Source organism: Alteribacter keqinensis, assembly GCF_003710255.1.
Taxonomy (GTDB): domain Bacteria; phylum Bacillota; class Bacilli; order Bacillales; family Salisediminibacteriaceae; genus Alteribacter; species Alteribacter keqinensis.
Map to the genome: position 1 here is coordinate 439431 of NZ_RHIB01000003.1, position 16704 is coordinate 456134.

The 16704-nt window shown below is 45.8% G+C and carries 17 protein-coding genes and 1 pseudogene; 13 read left to right on the forward strand and 5 right to left on the reverse strand.

Going from position 1 to position 16704, the window contains the following annotated elements; genetic code table 11:
• The first annotated feature begins 212 nt into the window (after nucleotides 1-212).
• Complete coding sequence (locus tag EBO34_RS17515; RefSeq protein ID WP_122900984.1) at nucleotides 213-2618, forward strand: carboxypeptidase-like regulatory domain-containing protein; 2406 nt, start codon at nucleotides 213-215, stop codon at nucleotides 2616-2618.
• A 235-nt stretch (nucleotides 2619-2853) separates the two neighbouring features.
• Nucleotides 2854-3087, forward strand: a complete 234-nt coding sequence (locus tag EBO34_RS17520) for a hypothetical protein (protein ID WP_122900986.1) — start codon at nucleotides 2854-2856, stop codon at nucleotides 3085-3087.
• A 45-nt stretch (nucleotides 3088-3132) separates the two neighbouring features.
• Here EBO34_RS17520 and EBO34_RS17525 read toward each other — a convergent pair whose 3' ends face one another.
• Together EBO34_RS17525 and EBO34_RS17530 are read right to left on the reverse strand one after the other, a co-directional pair.
• Entirely contained in the window at nucleotides 3133-3393 is a 261-nt protein-coding gene (locus EBO34_RS17525; RefSeq protein ID WP_122900988.1) for a hypothetical protein, read from the reverse strand.
• An 18-nt stretch (nucleotides 3394-3411) separates the two neighbouring features.
• Entirely contained in the window at nucleotides 3412-3765 is a 354-nt protein-coding gene (locus tag EBO34_RS17530; protein WP_122900990.1) for a VOC family protein, read from the reverse strand.
• A 178-nt stretch (nucleotides 3766-3943) separates the two neighbouring features.
• Between EBO34_RS17530 and EBO34_RS17535 the strand changes: the two genes are divergently transcribed.
• From EBO34_RS17535 to EBO34_RS17555, 5 genes are all read left to right on the forward strand, one after another.
• Nucleotides 3944-5212 (forward strand): ATP-binding protein, encoded by a 1269-nt coding sequence (locus tag EBO34_RS17535; protein WP_183163937.1) that lies wholly within the window; start codon nucleotides 3944-3946, stop codon nucleotides 5210-5212.
• 25 nt (nucleotides 5213-5237) lie between these two features.
• Nucleotides 5238-5918 carry an alpha/beta fold hydrolase gene (locus EBO34_RS17540; RefSeq protein WP_122901422.1) on the forward strand — a complete coding sequence of 227 codons (681 nt, stop codon included), beginning with the start codon at nucleotides 5238-5240 and terminating at the stop codon, nucleotides 5916-5918.
• Complete coding sequence (locus EBO34_RS17545) at nucleotides 5915-6724, forward strand: DUF4037 domain-containing protein (RefSeq protein ID WP_122900994.1); 810 nt, start codon at nucleotides 5915-5917, stop codon at nucleotides 6722-6724. The genes EBO34_RS17540 and EBO34_RS17545 overlap by 4 nt, the downstream gene beginning before the upstream one ends.
• 124 nt (nucleotides 6725-6848) lie before the next feature.
• Nucleotides 6849-7790 carry an alpha/beta hydrolase gene (locus tag EBO34_RS17550; protein WP_122900996.1) on the forward strand — a complete coding sequence of 314 codons (942 nt, stop codon included), beginning with the start codon at nucleotides 6849-6851 and terminating at the stop codon, nucleotides 7788-7790.
• Between the two features lie 306 nt (nucleotides 7791-8096).
• Nucleotides 8097-9056, forward strand: coding sequence for a CobW family GTP-binding protein (locus EBO34_RS17555; RefSeq protein WP_183163938.1), 960 nt, complete (start codon nucleotides 8097-8099; stop codon nucleotides 9054-9056).
• 288 nt (nucleotides 9057-9344) lie between these two features.
• Here the strand turns inward: EBO34_RS17555 and EBO34_RS17560 are convergent, their stop codons facing one another.
• Both EBO34_RS17560 and EBO34_RS17565 read right to left on the reverse strand, forming a co-directional pair.
• Nucleotides 9345-10478, reverse strand: a complete 1134-nt coding sequence (locus tag EBO34_RS17560; protein WP_142996809.1) for a nucleoside recognition domain-containing protein — start codon at nucleotides 10476-10478, stop codon at nucleotides 9345-9347.
• 3 nt (nucleotides 10479-10481) lie between these two features.
• On the reverse strand, nucleotides 10482-11603 hold the full coding sequence (locus EBO34_RS17565) for an NAD(P)/FAD-dependent oxidoreductase (protein ID WP_122901002.1): 1122 nt from the start codon (nucleotides 11601-11603) through the stop codon (nucleotides 10482-10484).
• Between the two features lie 171 nt (nucleotides 11604-11774).
• On the opposite strand from EBO34_RS17565, the gene folE2 reads away from it, so the two are divergent.
• Nucleotides 11775-12680, forward strand: coding sequence for a GTP cyclohydrolase FolE2 (folE2, locus tag EBO34_RS17570; protein WP_122901004.1), 906 nt, complete (start codon nucleotides 11775-11777; stop codon nucleotides 12678-12680).
• Between the two features lie 88 nt (nucleotides 12681-12768).
• Complete coding sequence (locus tag EBO34_RS17575) at nucleotides 12769-13269, forward strand: ferritin (RefSeq protein ID WP_122901006.1); 501 nt, start codon at nucleotides 12769-12771, stop codon at nucleotides 13267-13269.
• Nucleotides 13270-13426: 157 nt separating this feature from the next.
• On the opposite strand, the gene EBO34_RS20800 is transcribed toward EBO34_RS17575, so the two are convergent.
• Entirely contained in the window at nucleotides 13427-13588 is a 162-nt protein-coding gene (locus EBO34_RS20800; protein ID WP_183163960.1) for a hypothetical protein, read from the reverse strand.
• A 94-nt stretch (nucleotides 13589-13682) separates the two neighbouring features.
• Here EBO34_RS20800 and EBO34_RS17580 point away from each other — a divergent pair, with 94 nt between their 5' ends.
• The 4 genes and pseudogenes from EBO34_RS17580 (at nucleotide 13683) to EBO34_RS17595 (ending at nucleotide 16610) form a co-directional block, all read left to right on the forward strand.
• On the forward strand, nucleotides 13683-13973 hold the full coding sequence (locus tag EBO34_RS17580) for a cupin domain-containing protein (RefSeq protein ID WP_122901008.1): 291 nt from the start codon (nucleotides 13683-13685) through the stop codon (nucleotides 13971-13973).
• A gap of 98 nt (nucleotides 13974-14071) precedes the next feature.
• Entirely contained in the window at nucleotides 14072-14284 is a 213-nt protein-coding gene (locus tag EBO34_RS17585) for a PspC domain-containing protein (RefSeq protein ID WP_122901010.1), read from the forward strand.
• A gap of 355 nt (nucleotides 14285-14639) precedes the next feature.
• Nucleotides 14640-14942 (forward strand): annotated as a pseudogene (locus EBO34_RS17590) (transposase); the annotation flags it as partial.
• Between the two features lie 273 nt (nucleotides 14943-15215).
• A complete protein-coding gene (locus tag EBO34_RS17595; protein ID WP_249414144.1) occupies nucleotides 15216-16610 on the forward strand; it encodes an LVIVD repeat-containing protein in 1395 nt (464 codons plus the stop codon).
• The last annotated feature ends 94 nt before the right edge of the window (nucleotides 16611-16704 follow it).

The window sequence follows — 16704 nt, forward strand, 5'->3', positions numbered from 1 at the left end:
CATTTCCATATTTCTCTATTTTTCTTCGGAATTCCTTCAAATTACAAATATTTAACCTTCATGAAGAATTTTGTGGGTTTTAAGTCTTTAGTAGGAAGGAAAAATTTTGAAATTAGGAGAATTATCCAGATGTTTCTATTTCAGTTGTTGCGGGGAGGAGCGTGCTTTTTTATCCGGCTTTGCCAAGTTGAATAATCAGGAGGAAGATGTTGATGAATGGTTGGATGAAAAAGGGTTTATTATTTGTTTTTGTATTTGTGATGATGGGAAGCGTGATCGCCGGTGTACATGCGGAGGGTCTCTCCAATGATGATCTTACCGGGGTGCAGTTTGAGGAAGGCCGGCTAAAAGATGGGATGCAGGATTTAAAGCATACGGCTGTGCTGATTCAGTCACAGACAAATCCATCTGTGATTCATCAGCGGATGACGGATCAGATGGGAAACCTTTATGCAGACCTTCCTGACGGGCAGTACAAATTAAAAGGATTGCATCACGGCAGTCACTGGTATACGACTGAACAGGTATTTACGATCGAGGAAGGCATGATTGGTGATTCAAAAGGGCGTGAGAGCAGCCTTACGAAAAACCATCAGGTGAAAGGCCCCGCTTATAAGGGGAAAAAGAACGTGAACGGCCAGCTGTTGGAGGGCACATCAGGACTTCAGGGAGACCTTCTGATTGGAACGATCTCTGAGACGGAAGAAGAGATTGTGACACTCTCGACGAATAAGAAAGGTCAGTTTTCTGCCTCTCTTGCGGACGGGGAATACTTTATTTTCGGTGTGTCAGTCAATGGCGGGCTTTATAAATATGAGCGAATGCTTACCGTAGAGGGAAACAACCTCTATGTAGACGGGGAAAAGCAGACATCCTTGACGGTGGCAATTCCCGAACGGAGCTACAGCGGTGTAGTAAAAGACAGTAAAACCCCTCTGGAAAAAGCAGGGATCATTATCGAAAGGGTTGGAGCAGGGTACAGTTACGATGAAGAGGACTATGATGAAGACTACGGTTACGATTACGGCTATGAATTTATCGAATTCACGTACACAAACCGTAAAGGTGAATATGACATAAGAGCCCTGGAAGACGGTACTTACAGCCTGAGTGTGTTCCACGATACCTACTATGCGTGGGAAACGTACCTGTTTGACGTAGCAGACGGCGCCCTTTATATTGACGGGGAAGAGGTCTCCCGGTTGGACGTTGCCGTTCCGGATATGACCCTGAAAGGCACACTGTTTGATAATGGGAAAAAGGCCGGACATGGTTACTTGGAGATTGAGAGACACGAAGAGGATGGCCACTGGTACGATTATTTTTCAGTGCCGGTGGATAAAAAGGGTGACTTTTCATACCGCCTGGCCGATGGCAGCTATACGGTAACCTTCGTGGAAGAGCGTTATCGGAGCACCTCTGTTGCCCTGCCTTTTGAAATTAAAGACGGGAAGATTATTTATGATGGTTCAGTCAGTGAATTGTTAGACATTCACCTGCCTCCTATCACTTTTTCCGGCAGGCTCCTTGATGACGGAAAAGCGCTGAACGGGTATGTGAATGTAGAAGGGGAAACAGAGGACGGGATGTATTCATGGTACGGAGGAAGAACAGATAAAAACGGGATCTTTTCGTTACGGTTAAAAGACGGCTTCTATGAGGTCTCCTGGGTTTATCTGATTGACGAAAATGAAGAATTTTATGCCCGGACTTCTTTCGAAATGAAAGATGGACAGCTTTATGTGAACGGTGTTAAACAAAAAATACTGGATATCGATGTACCCCCGGTCTCTTTACACGGCATTGTTCTGAATGATGGCACTCCTGTAAGAGACGGGGAAATTGTCGTCGTTTCAGAAGAAGGAGATTATTTGTGGAAATGGCTGAACGATGACGGCACCTTCTCGATGCGGTTATCCGACGGTAAGTACAGTGTAAGAGAAGTGTATTTGTTTGAAGATGGTACCTCCGCATTCTTGACGGTTCCGTTCGAAATTGTGAATGGAAAGGTAATCGTCGACGGCAAGGAAACTGACAGACTTGAGATCCATGTTCCACCGGTAACCGTGACAGGTTACCTTCTTGAAGACGGCCAGCCTGTGCAAGGAGAAGTAATGATTACGCCTGTTGATGACGAGTATCACTCCATTTGGTCCTATACGAATGAAAACAACATGTTCTCGTTACGTCTGTCCGATGGGGACTTTGAAGTGCAAAACGTGTACCTGGAAGACGGCACTTCATTTAGAACCCATCAGCCCTTCTCTGTTAAAGACAGGCAGTTGCTGATTGATGGTGAGCCTGCCGAGCAACTGGAAATAACAGTACAGCCCGTCACACTCAGTGGATCCGTCTATAAAGGAGATACCCCGGTTCAAGAGGGCTATGTATCGGTGGCTTCTGCGAATGAAGAAGACTGGTACGACAGCTGGATTGAAGGAGGGGCTTACCGCTTCCGGTTGAGCGATGGTGACTACCGAGTCCTTGCGGTGGACAGTTGGGATTTAGGGTATGCTGAGTTTGACCTCGAATTTGAAATTAAAGACGGGAAGCTGTTAGTAGGTGGAAAAGAACGGGACACATTGGACCTGGATTTGAACGAGGGTCAAAAACCGTAATTGATGAAGCACCGCAGGGGTATGGATGCCCCTGCGGTCTTTTTTACAGGGTGTTCCTAAAAATTCATACGAAAACAGTGTTATTAAAAAACTGTTAACTTGTTTTGACTTCCTGATTTAGGGAAATAAGGAGGATAATTGATTCAGTACTACACTCGAATTCATGTGAAATGAAGAATGACATGAAGCAATGGACATGTACTGAAAAATCACTTACATACAGGAGGAGAAGCAGATGAGAGAAGCAGGAACAAAAAACAAACCAACGTGGATGCTGGTAGTGGGGTATATCAATGCCTTAATAGCACTCCTACTCGTCCCGATCCTTTTCGGAGGACTGGGCATTTTATTCGGGTACCTGTATAAAAAACACGACCCTAAACAGGGCAAAACACTTATGATTGTGGCAGGGGCTGCAATTGTTATCGGTGCGCTAATCGGGGGCTTCACCTACATGATGGATCAGTAATTGAATGTGAATGGCGCATGTGAAACCACATGCGTTTTTATCTGACTATTGCTGGTTCTCTTTTTGTTCGATCCATTTATTCATCTGATCAAGAAGAATTCCAGCACCAACGATCATCAGAATAACGCTCAATACATAAGGGACCCATCCCATTATTTCGTTAAGGACCGTGACAAACTTACCCGGAGGATCGCCCCAGCCTCCTAAGTGAGGGACGTAGAGAGCAATAGCCACATGCATGAGACCGAATAACACTAATCCTGATAGAAACAAGACGTATCCTGACACCAAAAAGTTCTTATTCACAGAAGTTCCTCCATCGTCTTATTTTTTCTCCCTGATCCCAAACCCTACACCTGTAGGATCCACAAGATAGGCAAGATAAAAATTCTCAAACGCCATTTTCTCTCTCACCACTTGAGCACCGTGGTCCTTTGCTGTGGCCATCGTCTCCTCGATCGAATCCACTTCGATCAGAATCCGTGTGCCATGAGGATAATCGCCCGGTCCTTTACTGATCCCTCCTTTAAGCTCACCCTTTCCGTCTTCTTTTCCTGTTGAGACAGACCGGTAATCCCACATCGGTTCGCCAATCTCCCATCCAAAAACCTCTCTGTAGAAATGCGCAGCTTTCTCCGGATCCTGACAGCTGATCTCAAATCCTATGACTCTTCCCATCGTAACCCCTGCTTTCTTATAATTTTGATATATTTACCAGATTTATCTCCTAAACGGATAAAACCCTTTTATTTCCCATGAAATATTGTCAAAAAAACCATCTATCTGTAGACATTTACATTATGTGGGGTATTATTACAATATTATGGCAGTTACTATCTAAATGGGGAAAATGAACATGAAAACAAAGACACTTCTGTCAATCACGGAAAGTAAGGCTCACATGCCCGATCAGCATGCCCTTAATTTTCTAGTAAAAAAATGCAAAGAAGGGATAAAAGAACATTCAGGTACAGACGATTATCACCTTTACTTAGAGGACGGAACGTCCCAGGAAATGTGGGAGGTACTGGAGGAAGATGTGCAGGAGAAGAAGACCGATGTGAAGCTCATAAGCCACATCGTTGATCATGTGGCCACAAGGTCGATTGCGTCTGAGGAAAGTGGAAAACATCATGGCTTTACAGTCAAGCCTGGTATTTTGAATTCGCTGTTTTATTACCCCGAATTCAATGTTGCCCTCACGCAGGCTTCTCTTATGCACGGTTTCGGGGACATGATTCACCACTTTATTTTTGCAGGAAGCGACGAAGACATAAAGCAATTCCTGGATTATGTTCAGGCGCGGAAGAAGGAATACATTAAAAATTATGTGACGGTTTTTACAGATATGGAGCACGGCGTTGAGCCGGAGAAAGTGAAGATTACTTCTTATGTAACCCGTGATGACGTGATTATGGAGAGCAAAATAAAGAAGCAGATCTTCCGTTTCGTGGATGAATTCTTCACGAAGAACGGGACATTTTTTGAGCAGTACAACATTCCGTATAAGAGGGGGCTTTTGCTGTACGGAAAGCCCGGGAACGGAAAAACAACGATGGTGAAATCGATTGCAAACAGCATCTCTTCACCAGTGGCGTACTGGCAAATTACCGAGTTTACATCCAGCTATTCCATTCAGGAAGTTTTTTCGTCAATCTCCCGTATGACACCGATGGTTCTTGTGATCGAAGATATTGATTCCATGCCTGAATTGGTTCGCTCCGTGTTTTTAAATACACTGGATGGTGCCACCTCAAAGGAAGGCATTTTTCTGATCGGAACAACGAACTATCCTGAACAAATTGACCCGGCTTTGATCAACCGGGCAGGGCGTTTCGACCGGGCTTATGAGCTGAAAGGCCCGACAGCCGCCATGCGATCGGATTATTTGATTAAGAAAAAGCTGACCGAGTTGCTTTCAGACGAAGATATCAACGCTCTTGTGGAGGCAACGGACGGCTTCTCGTTTGCCCAGCTCAATGAACTTTACAAAAACGTGGCGCTTGACTGGTATTACGACAGACAAGTGAATGTGGAGGAGATCTGCAAGGACCTTCGTGAGGAGAACAGCAGAGAGAAGGACGGCTGGATGAGTGGGGAGGTGTCAAAGCTTGGGTTTTATTAAAGAGCTTACATTATATTCGGAAGTGATGGGGCAGAAGAAGCCGGTGATCGTGCTGGAGGCAGGGTACGGGGAAGACTCAGACACGTGGGAGCCTGTGGTAGACCGCCTTTCCGAGCTGGGAGAGGTGTTCCGGTATGACCGGGCAGGCCTTGGCCGGAGCGGGAAAAGCGAGAACCCGAGAACGAGCCGTGAGATGGTAAAAGAACTGTATGATCTTCTAAAGGCTGCTGGAATAGAGCCTCCCTATATCCTTGTGGGCCATTCCTTTGGGGGAGTGAACGCGCGTCTGTATGCTTCGGTCTATCCGGAAAACGTCTGCGGCCTCGTCCTCGTGGATGCGACACCGGTTGATTACCGAGAACGTTTCCTGCCGGTGATGCCGGAGGAGTTTCAAATAGCGTACAAAAAGCAGTTTGTGATCGAAGGAAATTACGAAGAATTTATGGAGAGCCTGAACCAGGTGAAGAAAACAGAAGTCAAATTGGACATTTCCCTGACTGTCCTGGCTGCCGGAAAAAAAGATCATTACTCCGCCGGGGCACAAAAGCTGTGGAACACCCTGCAGCATGAGATGCTCACGATTTCTTCAGACAGCCGGTTCATCATGGCCGAAAACAGCGGCCACTATATCCACCGTGACGAACCGGAAGTGGTGGTCGCGGCGGTCAGAGAAGTGATTCAACGATCGACGGAGGAAAATAAATGAAGAACCTTAGACTACGGGCTCAGGAGATCTCGAGACACTATAAGAAAAACCCTAAAGTGGAGTCAGTATTACTCGGGGGGTCTGTTGCACGAAACTGGCATGATGACTATTCAGATATTGAACTGTTTGTCCTCTGGAAGGAAGGTCCGACGGATGAAGAGCGGATGGCTCCTGTCAAAGCCTTGGACGGGCAGCTGCTGGACTTCTATCCCTACGAAGATGAAGAATGGTCGGAAACGTATATTACCAAGGGAGTTAAGCTGGAGATCAGCAATTTTTTGACCAAAACGGTATCATCTTTCATCCGGGATGTGACGCTGTCGTTTGATACTGGCCTGGATAAGCAGTGTGTGGTGGCAACGGTTCGGGATGGGATTACACTCAGGGAAGAGGATGGTGTGATTGCGGTCTTGAAAGAAAAAGCAGCGGTTTATCCTCCGGAACTGAGGGAAGCCATGCTCCGGGAAAATAGTGACCTGGGCAGCCGCTGGAATAATCGTGAAGCCCTTCTTTACCGGCAGGACTGGCTTATGCTTTTTAGCGTAATGGTGTCTGTACAGACGAAATTGATGGGCATCTTGTTTGCACTGAACCGGCAGTATGTTCATCACCCTGCATTCAAATGGCAGCACCAAACACTTAGGGGAATGGCCCTGAAGCCTGAGAGGGCAGTGGAGCGGTTTAACTCCGTTCTTCTTGGCAGCCCTGAAGATGCGATAAATGAAATGGAAGCTCTCATTCATGACGTGTATGAACTGGTAAAACAGGAATACATGCATCTGGATTTATCTGGGCGATGTTTATAGGACCAAAGGACGAAGCCGGAGGGTGAAACGTGTATGCCTTTGTCGGCTATTTTATAAAGGGGATTTTTTCGCCTCTGCCGAACTATGTATAGAAGAGTGTTCATTTTCAACAGGAGGGGTCTTTATGAAAAGTCAGGCTCACGGACGGTTTGTGGATCTTCAAAGAGAGGCTTTCTCTGCGTTTGAACAAAAGGATTACGAAGGTGTACGTAAGCTGGTAAAGAAAATCGACGGTGCTTTTCCGAAACAGAGGCATCGTACGGTTATGTGGAAAATGTGTTCGTTCGCCCTGGAAGGGGAGAGGGACAAAGCCTTTGAAATCGGGTTTGAAGCCCTGGACGAAGGCATCTGGTGGAACCCGGACCGGATAAAAGAAGAGCCGGGTCTAGCCGATTTGCAGGAGGACCCGCGGTTTGAGACGTTCGTGGCGCGATGCCGGGTAAAGTATAATGAGGAAAGAGACACCAGGGACCCGGTTCTCGTCTCCATGGGGAATCCCCTCAGCCACCAGCGGCTGTTCGCCATTCACTGGCGCGGTGACGATGCCGAGAGTTTCTCCGAGTATTTCGAAACCACACCTAGACTTGCAGACTGGCATATGGGCTTCCCCCAGTCGTCCCAGGTTCACGGATACAGCCGTTTCTGCTGGGATGATGAGGAAAAAGCTCTTATGGTTTTGAAAAAATCATATGAAGCGTTTGACGAGATCAGTGTGGGCGGAGGAGAGACCCTGCTGTGCGGGGCTTCCCAGGGGGGAAAACTGGCCATCGACCTGGCCCTCAGGCACCAGCCCGTTCCCCATCACTGCTTTTTCGCAGTCGTCCCGTCCATCAAAGACCTTAAAGCCTATGAATCCTTGTTGAAGGAAGGAGTCTGCAGCAAAGTGAAAGGGTACATCCTCACAGGCGAAAACGATCCGTACCTTCAGCAGCAAAGGGCCCTTCACCAGCTCCTTCTCGATTACGACGTGCCATGCCAATTCGTCGTCGTTGAAGGACTCGGCCATGATTTCCCGGAGAATTTTAACATCTTCGCGGAAGAAGCCGCCGCTTTTCTAATGAAATAATGGTGGACCGTCACTTCGGTGGCGGTTTTTTTATGGGTGGAAGTGAGCTTCAAACAGGTTAGCTGCTCGTTTAAACATGTTAGTCGATCGTTTAAACAGGTTAGCTGCTCGTTTAAACAGTTTAGTCGTTCGTTTAATCAGGTTAGGAACACAATTAAACGACTTAACACCAGAAATGTCTCTTTTTTGAGCGATCAGATTATTAGAGACCACAAATAGGACAATCCCCCCTTGTATTAGCCGGCCCTTTCCTCCATAATTCGAATCGTAATGATTACGTTTTGTGATCGGGAGAGGAGGATTATCATGAAAAAAATTCCTGTATTTGTGCTGAGTGGTTTCTTAGGCAGCGGGAAGACGACCCTGCTGGTTGACATCATTAAAAAAGCCCGGGATAAGGGGCTGAGTTTAAGTGTTCTTATGAATGAAGCCGGTAAAACCGATACAGATGGAAGGCTGATTTCTGAACTGGATGGTGATCTCCCGGTAGAAAAGCTTCTTGATGGTTGTATGTGCTGCAACAAAAAGAGTGAAGTGTCCGGGGCCGTGATGAAATTGGCAGAGACAAATCCGGATATGATGGTAATGGAGTTAACTGGTATTGCCGACCCTGAAGAAGTGGCAGATGCATTGGCTGAACCGGAACTCATGGAACATATCGAACTTAAGAAAGTTATATCCGTTCTTGATGGTGAAAATATTCTCGACTACAACAGCATTTTTACAGCCGAAAGGGCGATGGTGAAGACAACGCGCAAGCAAATCGCTTTTGCAGACGCCCTGATTGTCAATAAAGAAGATCAAATGGATGAAAGCAACAGGAAGAAAATCAAGCGGGTGATCTCAAAAGAAAACAGTGTTGCACCGGTTACGTTTACAAGTTACTGCCAGGTGGATTTGGACGACCTGTTATTTAACATGGAAGGGGAAAGAAAGCCCTTTTCATTGTTAAAAGAAGAAAAAAATACTGATGAACACACCCATTCCCGCATTCAAACATTGAAAATTGAATTTACCAAGCCGGTTAAATCCAAACGTGCGGCAGAGGCGTTATTTAAGGAACTTAAGCCGGGTCTGATTCGGGCAAAAGGGTATATCAGTGTAAAAAGAGAGGCAGACGTCCACCTCATTCAGCACGTGATGAAGAAAACCTACTGGGAGAAAGCGCAGGCTCAAGAAGAGAGTTATCTCATCTTAATCGGTCTGGAATTAGATAAAGACAACATTGTCAGGAGGTGGAACGAGCTTGGAGTGAATGACGGGTAAGTGCATATGAAGGATCTGCCTTATATGCGTGTGTGATTGGTAAAGGAACAGGCGGGATGAGCTGTACTCACACCACCGGCACCCCTATACGAAGGCACTTATTCAGGCTGCACAGTCCGACTACGACTGACAGATTTATTTAGGCCGGTCATTACCTTTTGAATCAATCTTAAAGCTTTTGAGCATATCCGAATCCCCTTTAAAAAGACCGGCAGAAGTGAACCTTGCTGCCGGTCTTCCATTTTGCTCCCCTTTCTTAACCTCAGTTAATGTGATAAGGAAATGCCCCTATAAATCTCCTGTTATGAGCCGGACCAGCACGAGCATGACCAGTGCGGAAAGAACGGAGGTTGTTGCCTGCTTTCCGGTAACACTAAGGGCTGCTTTCCCCCCCATTTGCTTCCCGATTGTCCAGATTGTAACCAAACAGCCGGAAAGGGTGGACGCAAGGTACACCAGAACAAAAATTTCAAGAATAGAGAATGTGGCAAGCATGGCGCCTCCCCCTTCGTTAAACAGGAGGATACCGTCTTTACGCAGCACAGAAAAGAAAATGGCCACAGCTGCTTCTACAGGAAGGGAAAAGAACGAAAAGACAGGTTCAAGTATTCCAATCACAAAAGCGATGATTTTGAATTTATCCAGCATGAAAGCAATAAAACAAATCAGGAGAAAAACAGGCATAGCCTGGTAAAAAAATTGATTCAGCATGCCGGTCAGTTTTTTTACCACCCTTCTTTTAGCAGGTTTGCGAAGCCGTGAACCCCCCGGGAATATCAATGGCATGTCACGCGGTTTCCCGTACCAGATCCGGGTATGGCATGCTCCTGCAACGAACAGGACCCCAATGTAGGGAATAAACATCCAAGGTGCATGGACGGCGTTGAAAATCGACAAGGTCGCTCCTATCTGGTAGCTGCAGGCAGAGCCGAAAGATACCATGGAAACACAGTGTTTCTGACTGCAGGCATGACAGCCTTTTGTCTGCATAATGGCCACCACATTGCATCCGTATCCCGTTAAAACAGGCACTAAATCCGACCCCGTAAGACCGATCTTTCTTAACAGAGGATCGCTTCCCCGCACTAATTTAGTCTGGAGCCCTGTTTCTTCAGCAAGGGCAATACTCACTCCTACAAAAAGAACCACAGGAAAAGCCCAGACAAAAGAAAAGGTACCGAGTGAGATTAGTCCGTAGTCGCCCATAAAAAGTGTTTGAACAAAAGCAGGCATGTTTGTGAGTGTGCCACTCAACGGTTCGAGAACATAGGATTCAACGACAGGTTCGATAAAGGACGCAAAGTGATAGGCAAGAAAAATCGGGATCCCATAAATCAAAATAATGACGAGCAGCACCCAGGCCTGTGTAAAGAAAGGTGGAAGCTGCACAGGCTGTAGATGTTGTTGAGTGTGAGATCTCATGGCCTAACACTGACAACTGTTATCGCAGCAGGATAAGTCATCAAGATACATGGTGGCTTTGCGGTACTCATTAAACACCTCATCGTTAACGGGAAGACCGAGACGAACAAGAATTTCCTTTGCAATTACGGCAAATCGCTGTCTGAACTTGTAGATGAAGCAAAAGATCACCTCAGCATGCTTTACCTGGGGACCTGTAAGAAACAGACCATCTGTGACCGTGGATTCATCTGACTCCGTAAGACGGACATTACCGTTATCTTCCCAGTAAAAATGCTCAAAAATAAGGGTGAGACTGCTTTTGTATCCTGTAGCAATAAAAGGCACGGTCTCTGATTCGATCACTTCCCCTGAAAGTAAGTGAATATAAAAACGCTCACCTTTTTTATCTACCTTTGCGACTTGGGCGTCACCTAACAGGGTAAGCTCATCACGGTCAATAACCTCATCAAGCCGCTCACTCGTGAAAGGAGATAATGAGACGCTCGGGTCAGGATCGTCGTTGTTCCACGGTTCTCCCTTGGCAAGAACGGTAACTTCCTTTCCGCTTAAAACAAGGTGATAAGCCGCATCAATTCCGCTTTCATAGCCACCGATAATGTAGTGGTGTCCCTCCTGAACAGAGGTCCAGCTGCCCACATCACTTGAATGAACGCAATGTCCGGCCCCTGGAAAAGGATGGCGTTCAGGATATTGATACTCTCCTCCTGCCCACACCACAAACTCACTCTGGAAAACACCAGAGGATGTTTCAACGAAAAACCTCTCATTTTCTTTATGAACGCGCTCAACGGTGATTCCCGTTTGAACAGGAAGCTCAAAGTGATCGGCAATCCGCTTCAAGTAATCAGCATAATCTTCCCCGCTCAGATGTTCCCGGTCATAGGCATAGCCGGGAGATGTACTCGGAACGACAGCATTCAAATCGAGAAGCCCGAATCCGTGCCCCGGGAATGAGGGAGTCAGCAGTCTCGTTTCTTTCGGCCAGTTTAAAAAAGTGCTGCCGACCTCGTTTTTCTCCAAAATCGTGAAATTCTCCAGTCCAGTTTGCTTGAAAAGAGACCCAAGTCCCACCCCGGCAGGACCTGCGCCAACGATAATCACATCATAGTGAGTTGCAGTCATAGTAAAACTCCTTAAATCGTAATCATTACTATTTATGTAGCTTATCATACTTACATACGTTAAATCTGTCAAAGAGGGCACGTTTGTTTGATTATTTGAAGCGCTGCACGTACAATAGACGACGTAATTATAAAGCGTAATCGTTCTTATTTGCGGGAGGGAGATGCAAGGATGACAATAACCAATACATGGCTGACAAAACCGGAAAGGCACGTTCTGTTCGGTTCTGTTCCGCCGGTAAAAGGCGTAAAACCAACGGGTAAAGAAGAGATGGCTGATTTGCAGAATAAAGATGAAGATTTTTTGTTTTCTTTGGACGCGGTTGGTGTTGCAAGTGTGAAGCATCCTGTGGTGGTCATAAGTAATCGTGCACCATATGAGCAGGCAACGGTGGGAACCTTTTCTTTGACTACGTCTCTTCGTCAGGATAAGAAAGGAATCAATATGAGCAGGCTGACAGAGGTTCTTCATGAATACCAGGAAAAGGACGGACTCCGGTTGACGCTTGAACAATTATCCGCTCTTGCAAAAGAGCTGGCCGATCGTATGGAACAGGAGGCTGCCATAGTGGAAGTCAGTTTTCCGTGGTTTTTTACAAGGGAAAGTCCCGTGCTTAAAAAACCTGGCATGATGCATGCGGATGCCCATTTGACTGTGTCCTACCATGAAGAGAAAGGGATTTCTGTCAGGGGAGGACTAAAGGCGGCGGTTACGACCCTTTGCCCATGCTCAAAAGAGATAAGCGAGTACAGCGCCCATAATCAAAGGGGGTATGTAACGATAGAGGCACACCTGGACCTTCAGCAATTAAGCAGAGATTGGAAGGAGATTTTTCTGACAGCTGCGGAAACGAACGCAAGCTCTCTCCTATACCCTGTGTTAAAACGACCTGATGAAAAGGCGGTCACAGAAAGAGCATATGAAAATCCGCGATTTGTAGAAGATATGGTACGCCTTGTGGCAGCTGACCTGTATGAGGAAGAAGGCATCATCAAATTTACAGTGGAATGCCGGAATGAAGAGTCCATACATCTCCATGACGCCGTCGCAAGTGTTACTTTCGATAAAACAAAATAAAGGAAACTTGAAAGTTATATTGAAGTAGGAAAGGGTATAGTATGACTACATGAATCTTTGAGTACTCCTTCGGGAAAGGATGATTACTATGGTAAGCAAAGAATTGGTCAAAGAACTGAACGAGCAGATGAATTACGAATTTTACTCCGCCCACATCTATCTGGCAACGGCAGCGTACTGCTCGAACGAAAGTCTCGACGGGTTTGCAAATTTCTTTTTGGCGCAGGCGGAAGAGGAGCGGTATCATGCCATGAAATTCTACAATTTCATAATAGATATGGGAGCCCGGGCGGTAGTGGACGAACTGCCAAAGCCAAACCGTGACTTTTCTTCTGTATTGGATGCCTTTGAAAAATCATTGCAGCACGAAAAAGACGTGACCGCCCGCATCTACAAGTTGGCTGACCGCGCCCTGGATGAGAGGGAACACGCCACCATGACATTTTTAAACTGGTTTATCGAAGAGCAGGTGGAGGAAGAGGCCACGTTCGACTCGATCATTCAAAAGCTCAAGCGTATCGAAAATGACAGCAATGCTTTCTACATGCTTGAAAGCGAGCTCGGGAAACGCACCTTTTCCCCGGAATAACCGCACATATTTCTATAGAAAAGAACCGGACGCACCCGCTCCGGTTCTTTTTGTGGATCGTATAACCCTATTCACGGCTTTGTAAGTCTGATTAACGGTTTCCCCTCTCCATTAACGGGTTGGAGAGGTCCCTTCAAAACATCTCCCTGCGCTCAGTCTACATCCCCAAAACGGCAACGGTAATCAGGGTAAAACCGGCACATACAACAACCGAAAATCCCCAATGCCTCTTCGTCATGTTCTTATTTAAAAGCACATTCAACACGGAACTGATGGCGAAAAAGATGAAGAAAACGAACGCAATCATATAAAAGTCCACCCGGCATCCCCCCACTGTTTTCCTTTATTATAATTTGCGTAGGATAAAAATGGAATATTTGTTAGAATGAACACAGAGATTCGGAGGTGGAGAGATGGTCATTTATACATTCACAAAAGAAACAGGAACGCAGGTGACCCGGTTTAAATCGGACTTCATTATGTTCCGGATCGCTGTCATAGACACGGAAACCCGCATCGGCTGTATACATCTGGGGGCAGAAGGCGTCATCGGAGCCCATGAAGCTGCCGTACCCCAGCTTCTACTCATCGTTTCCGGTAAAGGAACGGTCATGGGAAAAGAAAACGAGTGGGTTGAAGTGACGAGCGGCGACGCCGTCTGCTGGGAGCGTGGTGAATGGCACGAAACCCGGTCGGTAAAATGATTGACGGCGATTGTCGTGGAAGCAGAAGAGCTTTATCCCTCGAGGTTTATGAAAGAAAAGCAGCAGATTGATTGCATCACACAACTGGAGGTGAAACCATGAGCAACCGAAAGTTCTACAAATCCACCACTGACGTGAAAGCGAGCGGCGTCCTTGCGGGGATCGCTGAGTATTACAACTGGGACCCGACAATTGTCCGGCTTGTATTTGCCATCGCCACTCTCCTCACATCAATCATGCCCGGCGTAATCGTCTACATCATCGCCGACTGGGTCATGCCAAAGGATACAGAAAAAGAATACGAGATTTAGCTATGTTCATCGGATTTAATTGGGTCATTATCGTAGTTAGAAAAAAGTTATCGGTTTTATTTATTTTTTATCGGCTTTAATTATGTAGTTATTTATTGTTGGTTCTTCAGGGGCTGGTAAAACACAAGCATATGTACTCCCTAAAAAAAGAGATCTTGCATTCGCTACAGACGGACGCTTTCCGCGGGCAACGCCTCAGCCTCCTGAAGTCGCCTTCTGCTTCTTCCTCTGCTATTTTCTTTGATGTACATGCGTCGAAGCAACTCGCAGCTGTTGCTTTTCCCGCTGGAGTCGCCGTCTCCCGCTCCTGTCTACTCTTATAAATAAGGATAAAATTTTATTTTCGGAGGATGACATGTTACGTCCTATTCGAGAGAAACAAGTTGAATTAGAGATGGTTTCCATTAATCAGCTCGTCCCTGAAGATCACTTACTCCGTAAGACTGATGCCACGATTGACTTTTCCATTATCTATGACAAAGTAAATCCATATTATAGAGAGGACAACGGCCGCCCTCCCATTGATTCTGTGATGCTTTTTAAAATTATGTTTGTTGGATACCTTTACGGTATTCGTTTTGAAAGGCAGCTTGAAAAAGAGATACAAGTTAGGTTTGAGTTTAACCTAAATGCTCCCTCATCACTCTACAATCACTCCCCTGCTTAATGAGCATGTCTGAACAAATTGAAATATTATCCATATGTGATGTGTAAGAGGTATTTCTTTATATTTCTATGACTATTAACCTGCTACTGCAGACCTTATTCCTCCTTAAACCACAGTAAAATTTTGTTTAATGATGGTGGAATCATACACTATTTACCTATTTATTGAAAAAGATGGTATTTAGTGTTGCTAAATACGATGTAATTATCTTAATATTTAGTTAATTGTTGGTATTTAAAACCTACATATAACGGAGGGGAAGAAATGAAACAGAAATTGAAGGTCGGGGCTATTACGAGTTTGGCTACATTAATGTTTGCAACACCTGCTTTAGCGTGTGATATTGATGGCTGGGGAAAAGGAGATTATGAATACGATGCTGGGAGCAGTTACCGGTACGGTGATGAAGGAATGAATGAAATTCCTGTGATGGAAGGCAGTAAAAACGTGTCATTTTTAAAGGAAACAGCGGCTGTATCGTTAAACGCTTCAGAAAGCGGACTCCCCGTTACAGGGGCTGACGTATACGCTTATAAAGGTTATGCCTACATGGGAACCCACCGCCTCGGATCGGGCTCCAATGAAGGAATAAGAGTGTTCGACATGAAAGATCCTTCCAATCCTGTAGAGGTGGCGAAATTCGCAGATAATCTCCCGGGTACATGGCAGGAAAAAATCATTGTAAAGTCTGTCAATACACCTCACTTTAAGGGAGACTTGGCTGTTGTCAGTGTACAGCGATTTAATGGTGATGCAGAAAAGGTGGGGACTGTTATTTATGACGTAACAGACCCTGTTAACCCGATAGAGTTAGGGTTCTGGGAAACACCTGAAGCTCATCTTAATGGCGGCGGGACTCACGAGCTTTATTTAACTACTCAAGGAAACCGGGCGCTGCTTCTTGCGGCTAACTCGGGATCGTACAGGCGTTCAGGCGGGGAGATTCATGACTTTGTGATTGTTGATGTGAGTAATCCGGCTGAACCTCAGGAAATCTATCAATTCGATCCAAAAACGGTGATTCCAGAAGTCGATCAGACTTACCGCTTTGTAGATGAACATAATCAAACACGATCCATCAGCGTTCACAGCGTGATTGCAGATACTACAGGAAAATATGCGTATTTATCCGCTTGGGACATGGGCACGGTCATTCTTGACATCAGTAACCCGGAAGAAGCAGAATTTGTAGGACGTACTTCTTATGAAGAGCAGGTTCAAGGGGCAGCCCACTCTGCGGCTCTTGCAAAGGGCGGCAATGTGTTAATCGAAACACGTGAAGTCTTTAACCCGGTCCGCCACGGCTACGAGCAAGGGTTTGGCTATGTTCGTATCTATGATATTAAAGATAAAGCGAATCCTGAATTAATCAGCACGTTCCAAACGGATAATGCAGAAAACATGACTACAGGATACCCGGGATTCACCGTTCACGACCCTAAAGTGCTGGGAAATACGCTTTATTTGTCTCACTACTTTGACGGAGTGAGAATTGTCGACATTACCAGCCCATCTAATCCTGAAGAAATCGGAGCTTATGTACCTGAAAAGTCCAATATTTGGGGCGTATTTGTACACAGAAACTATATCTTGGCGTCTGATATGGAAACGGGATTAAAGGTCTTGCAGAAAACAGGGAACGGCAACGGGAAAAAGTGATTGGAGAGCTGTTGAGACTTTGGTCTTAACAGCTTTTTTAAACGATAAAAGGATTGAATAATTACACTTTCTATAATAATTTGGCGTTGGAGAC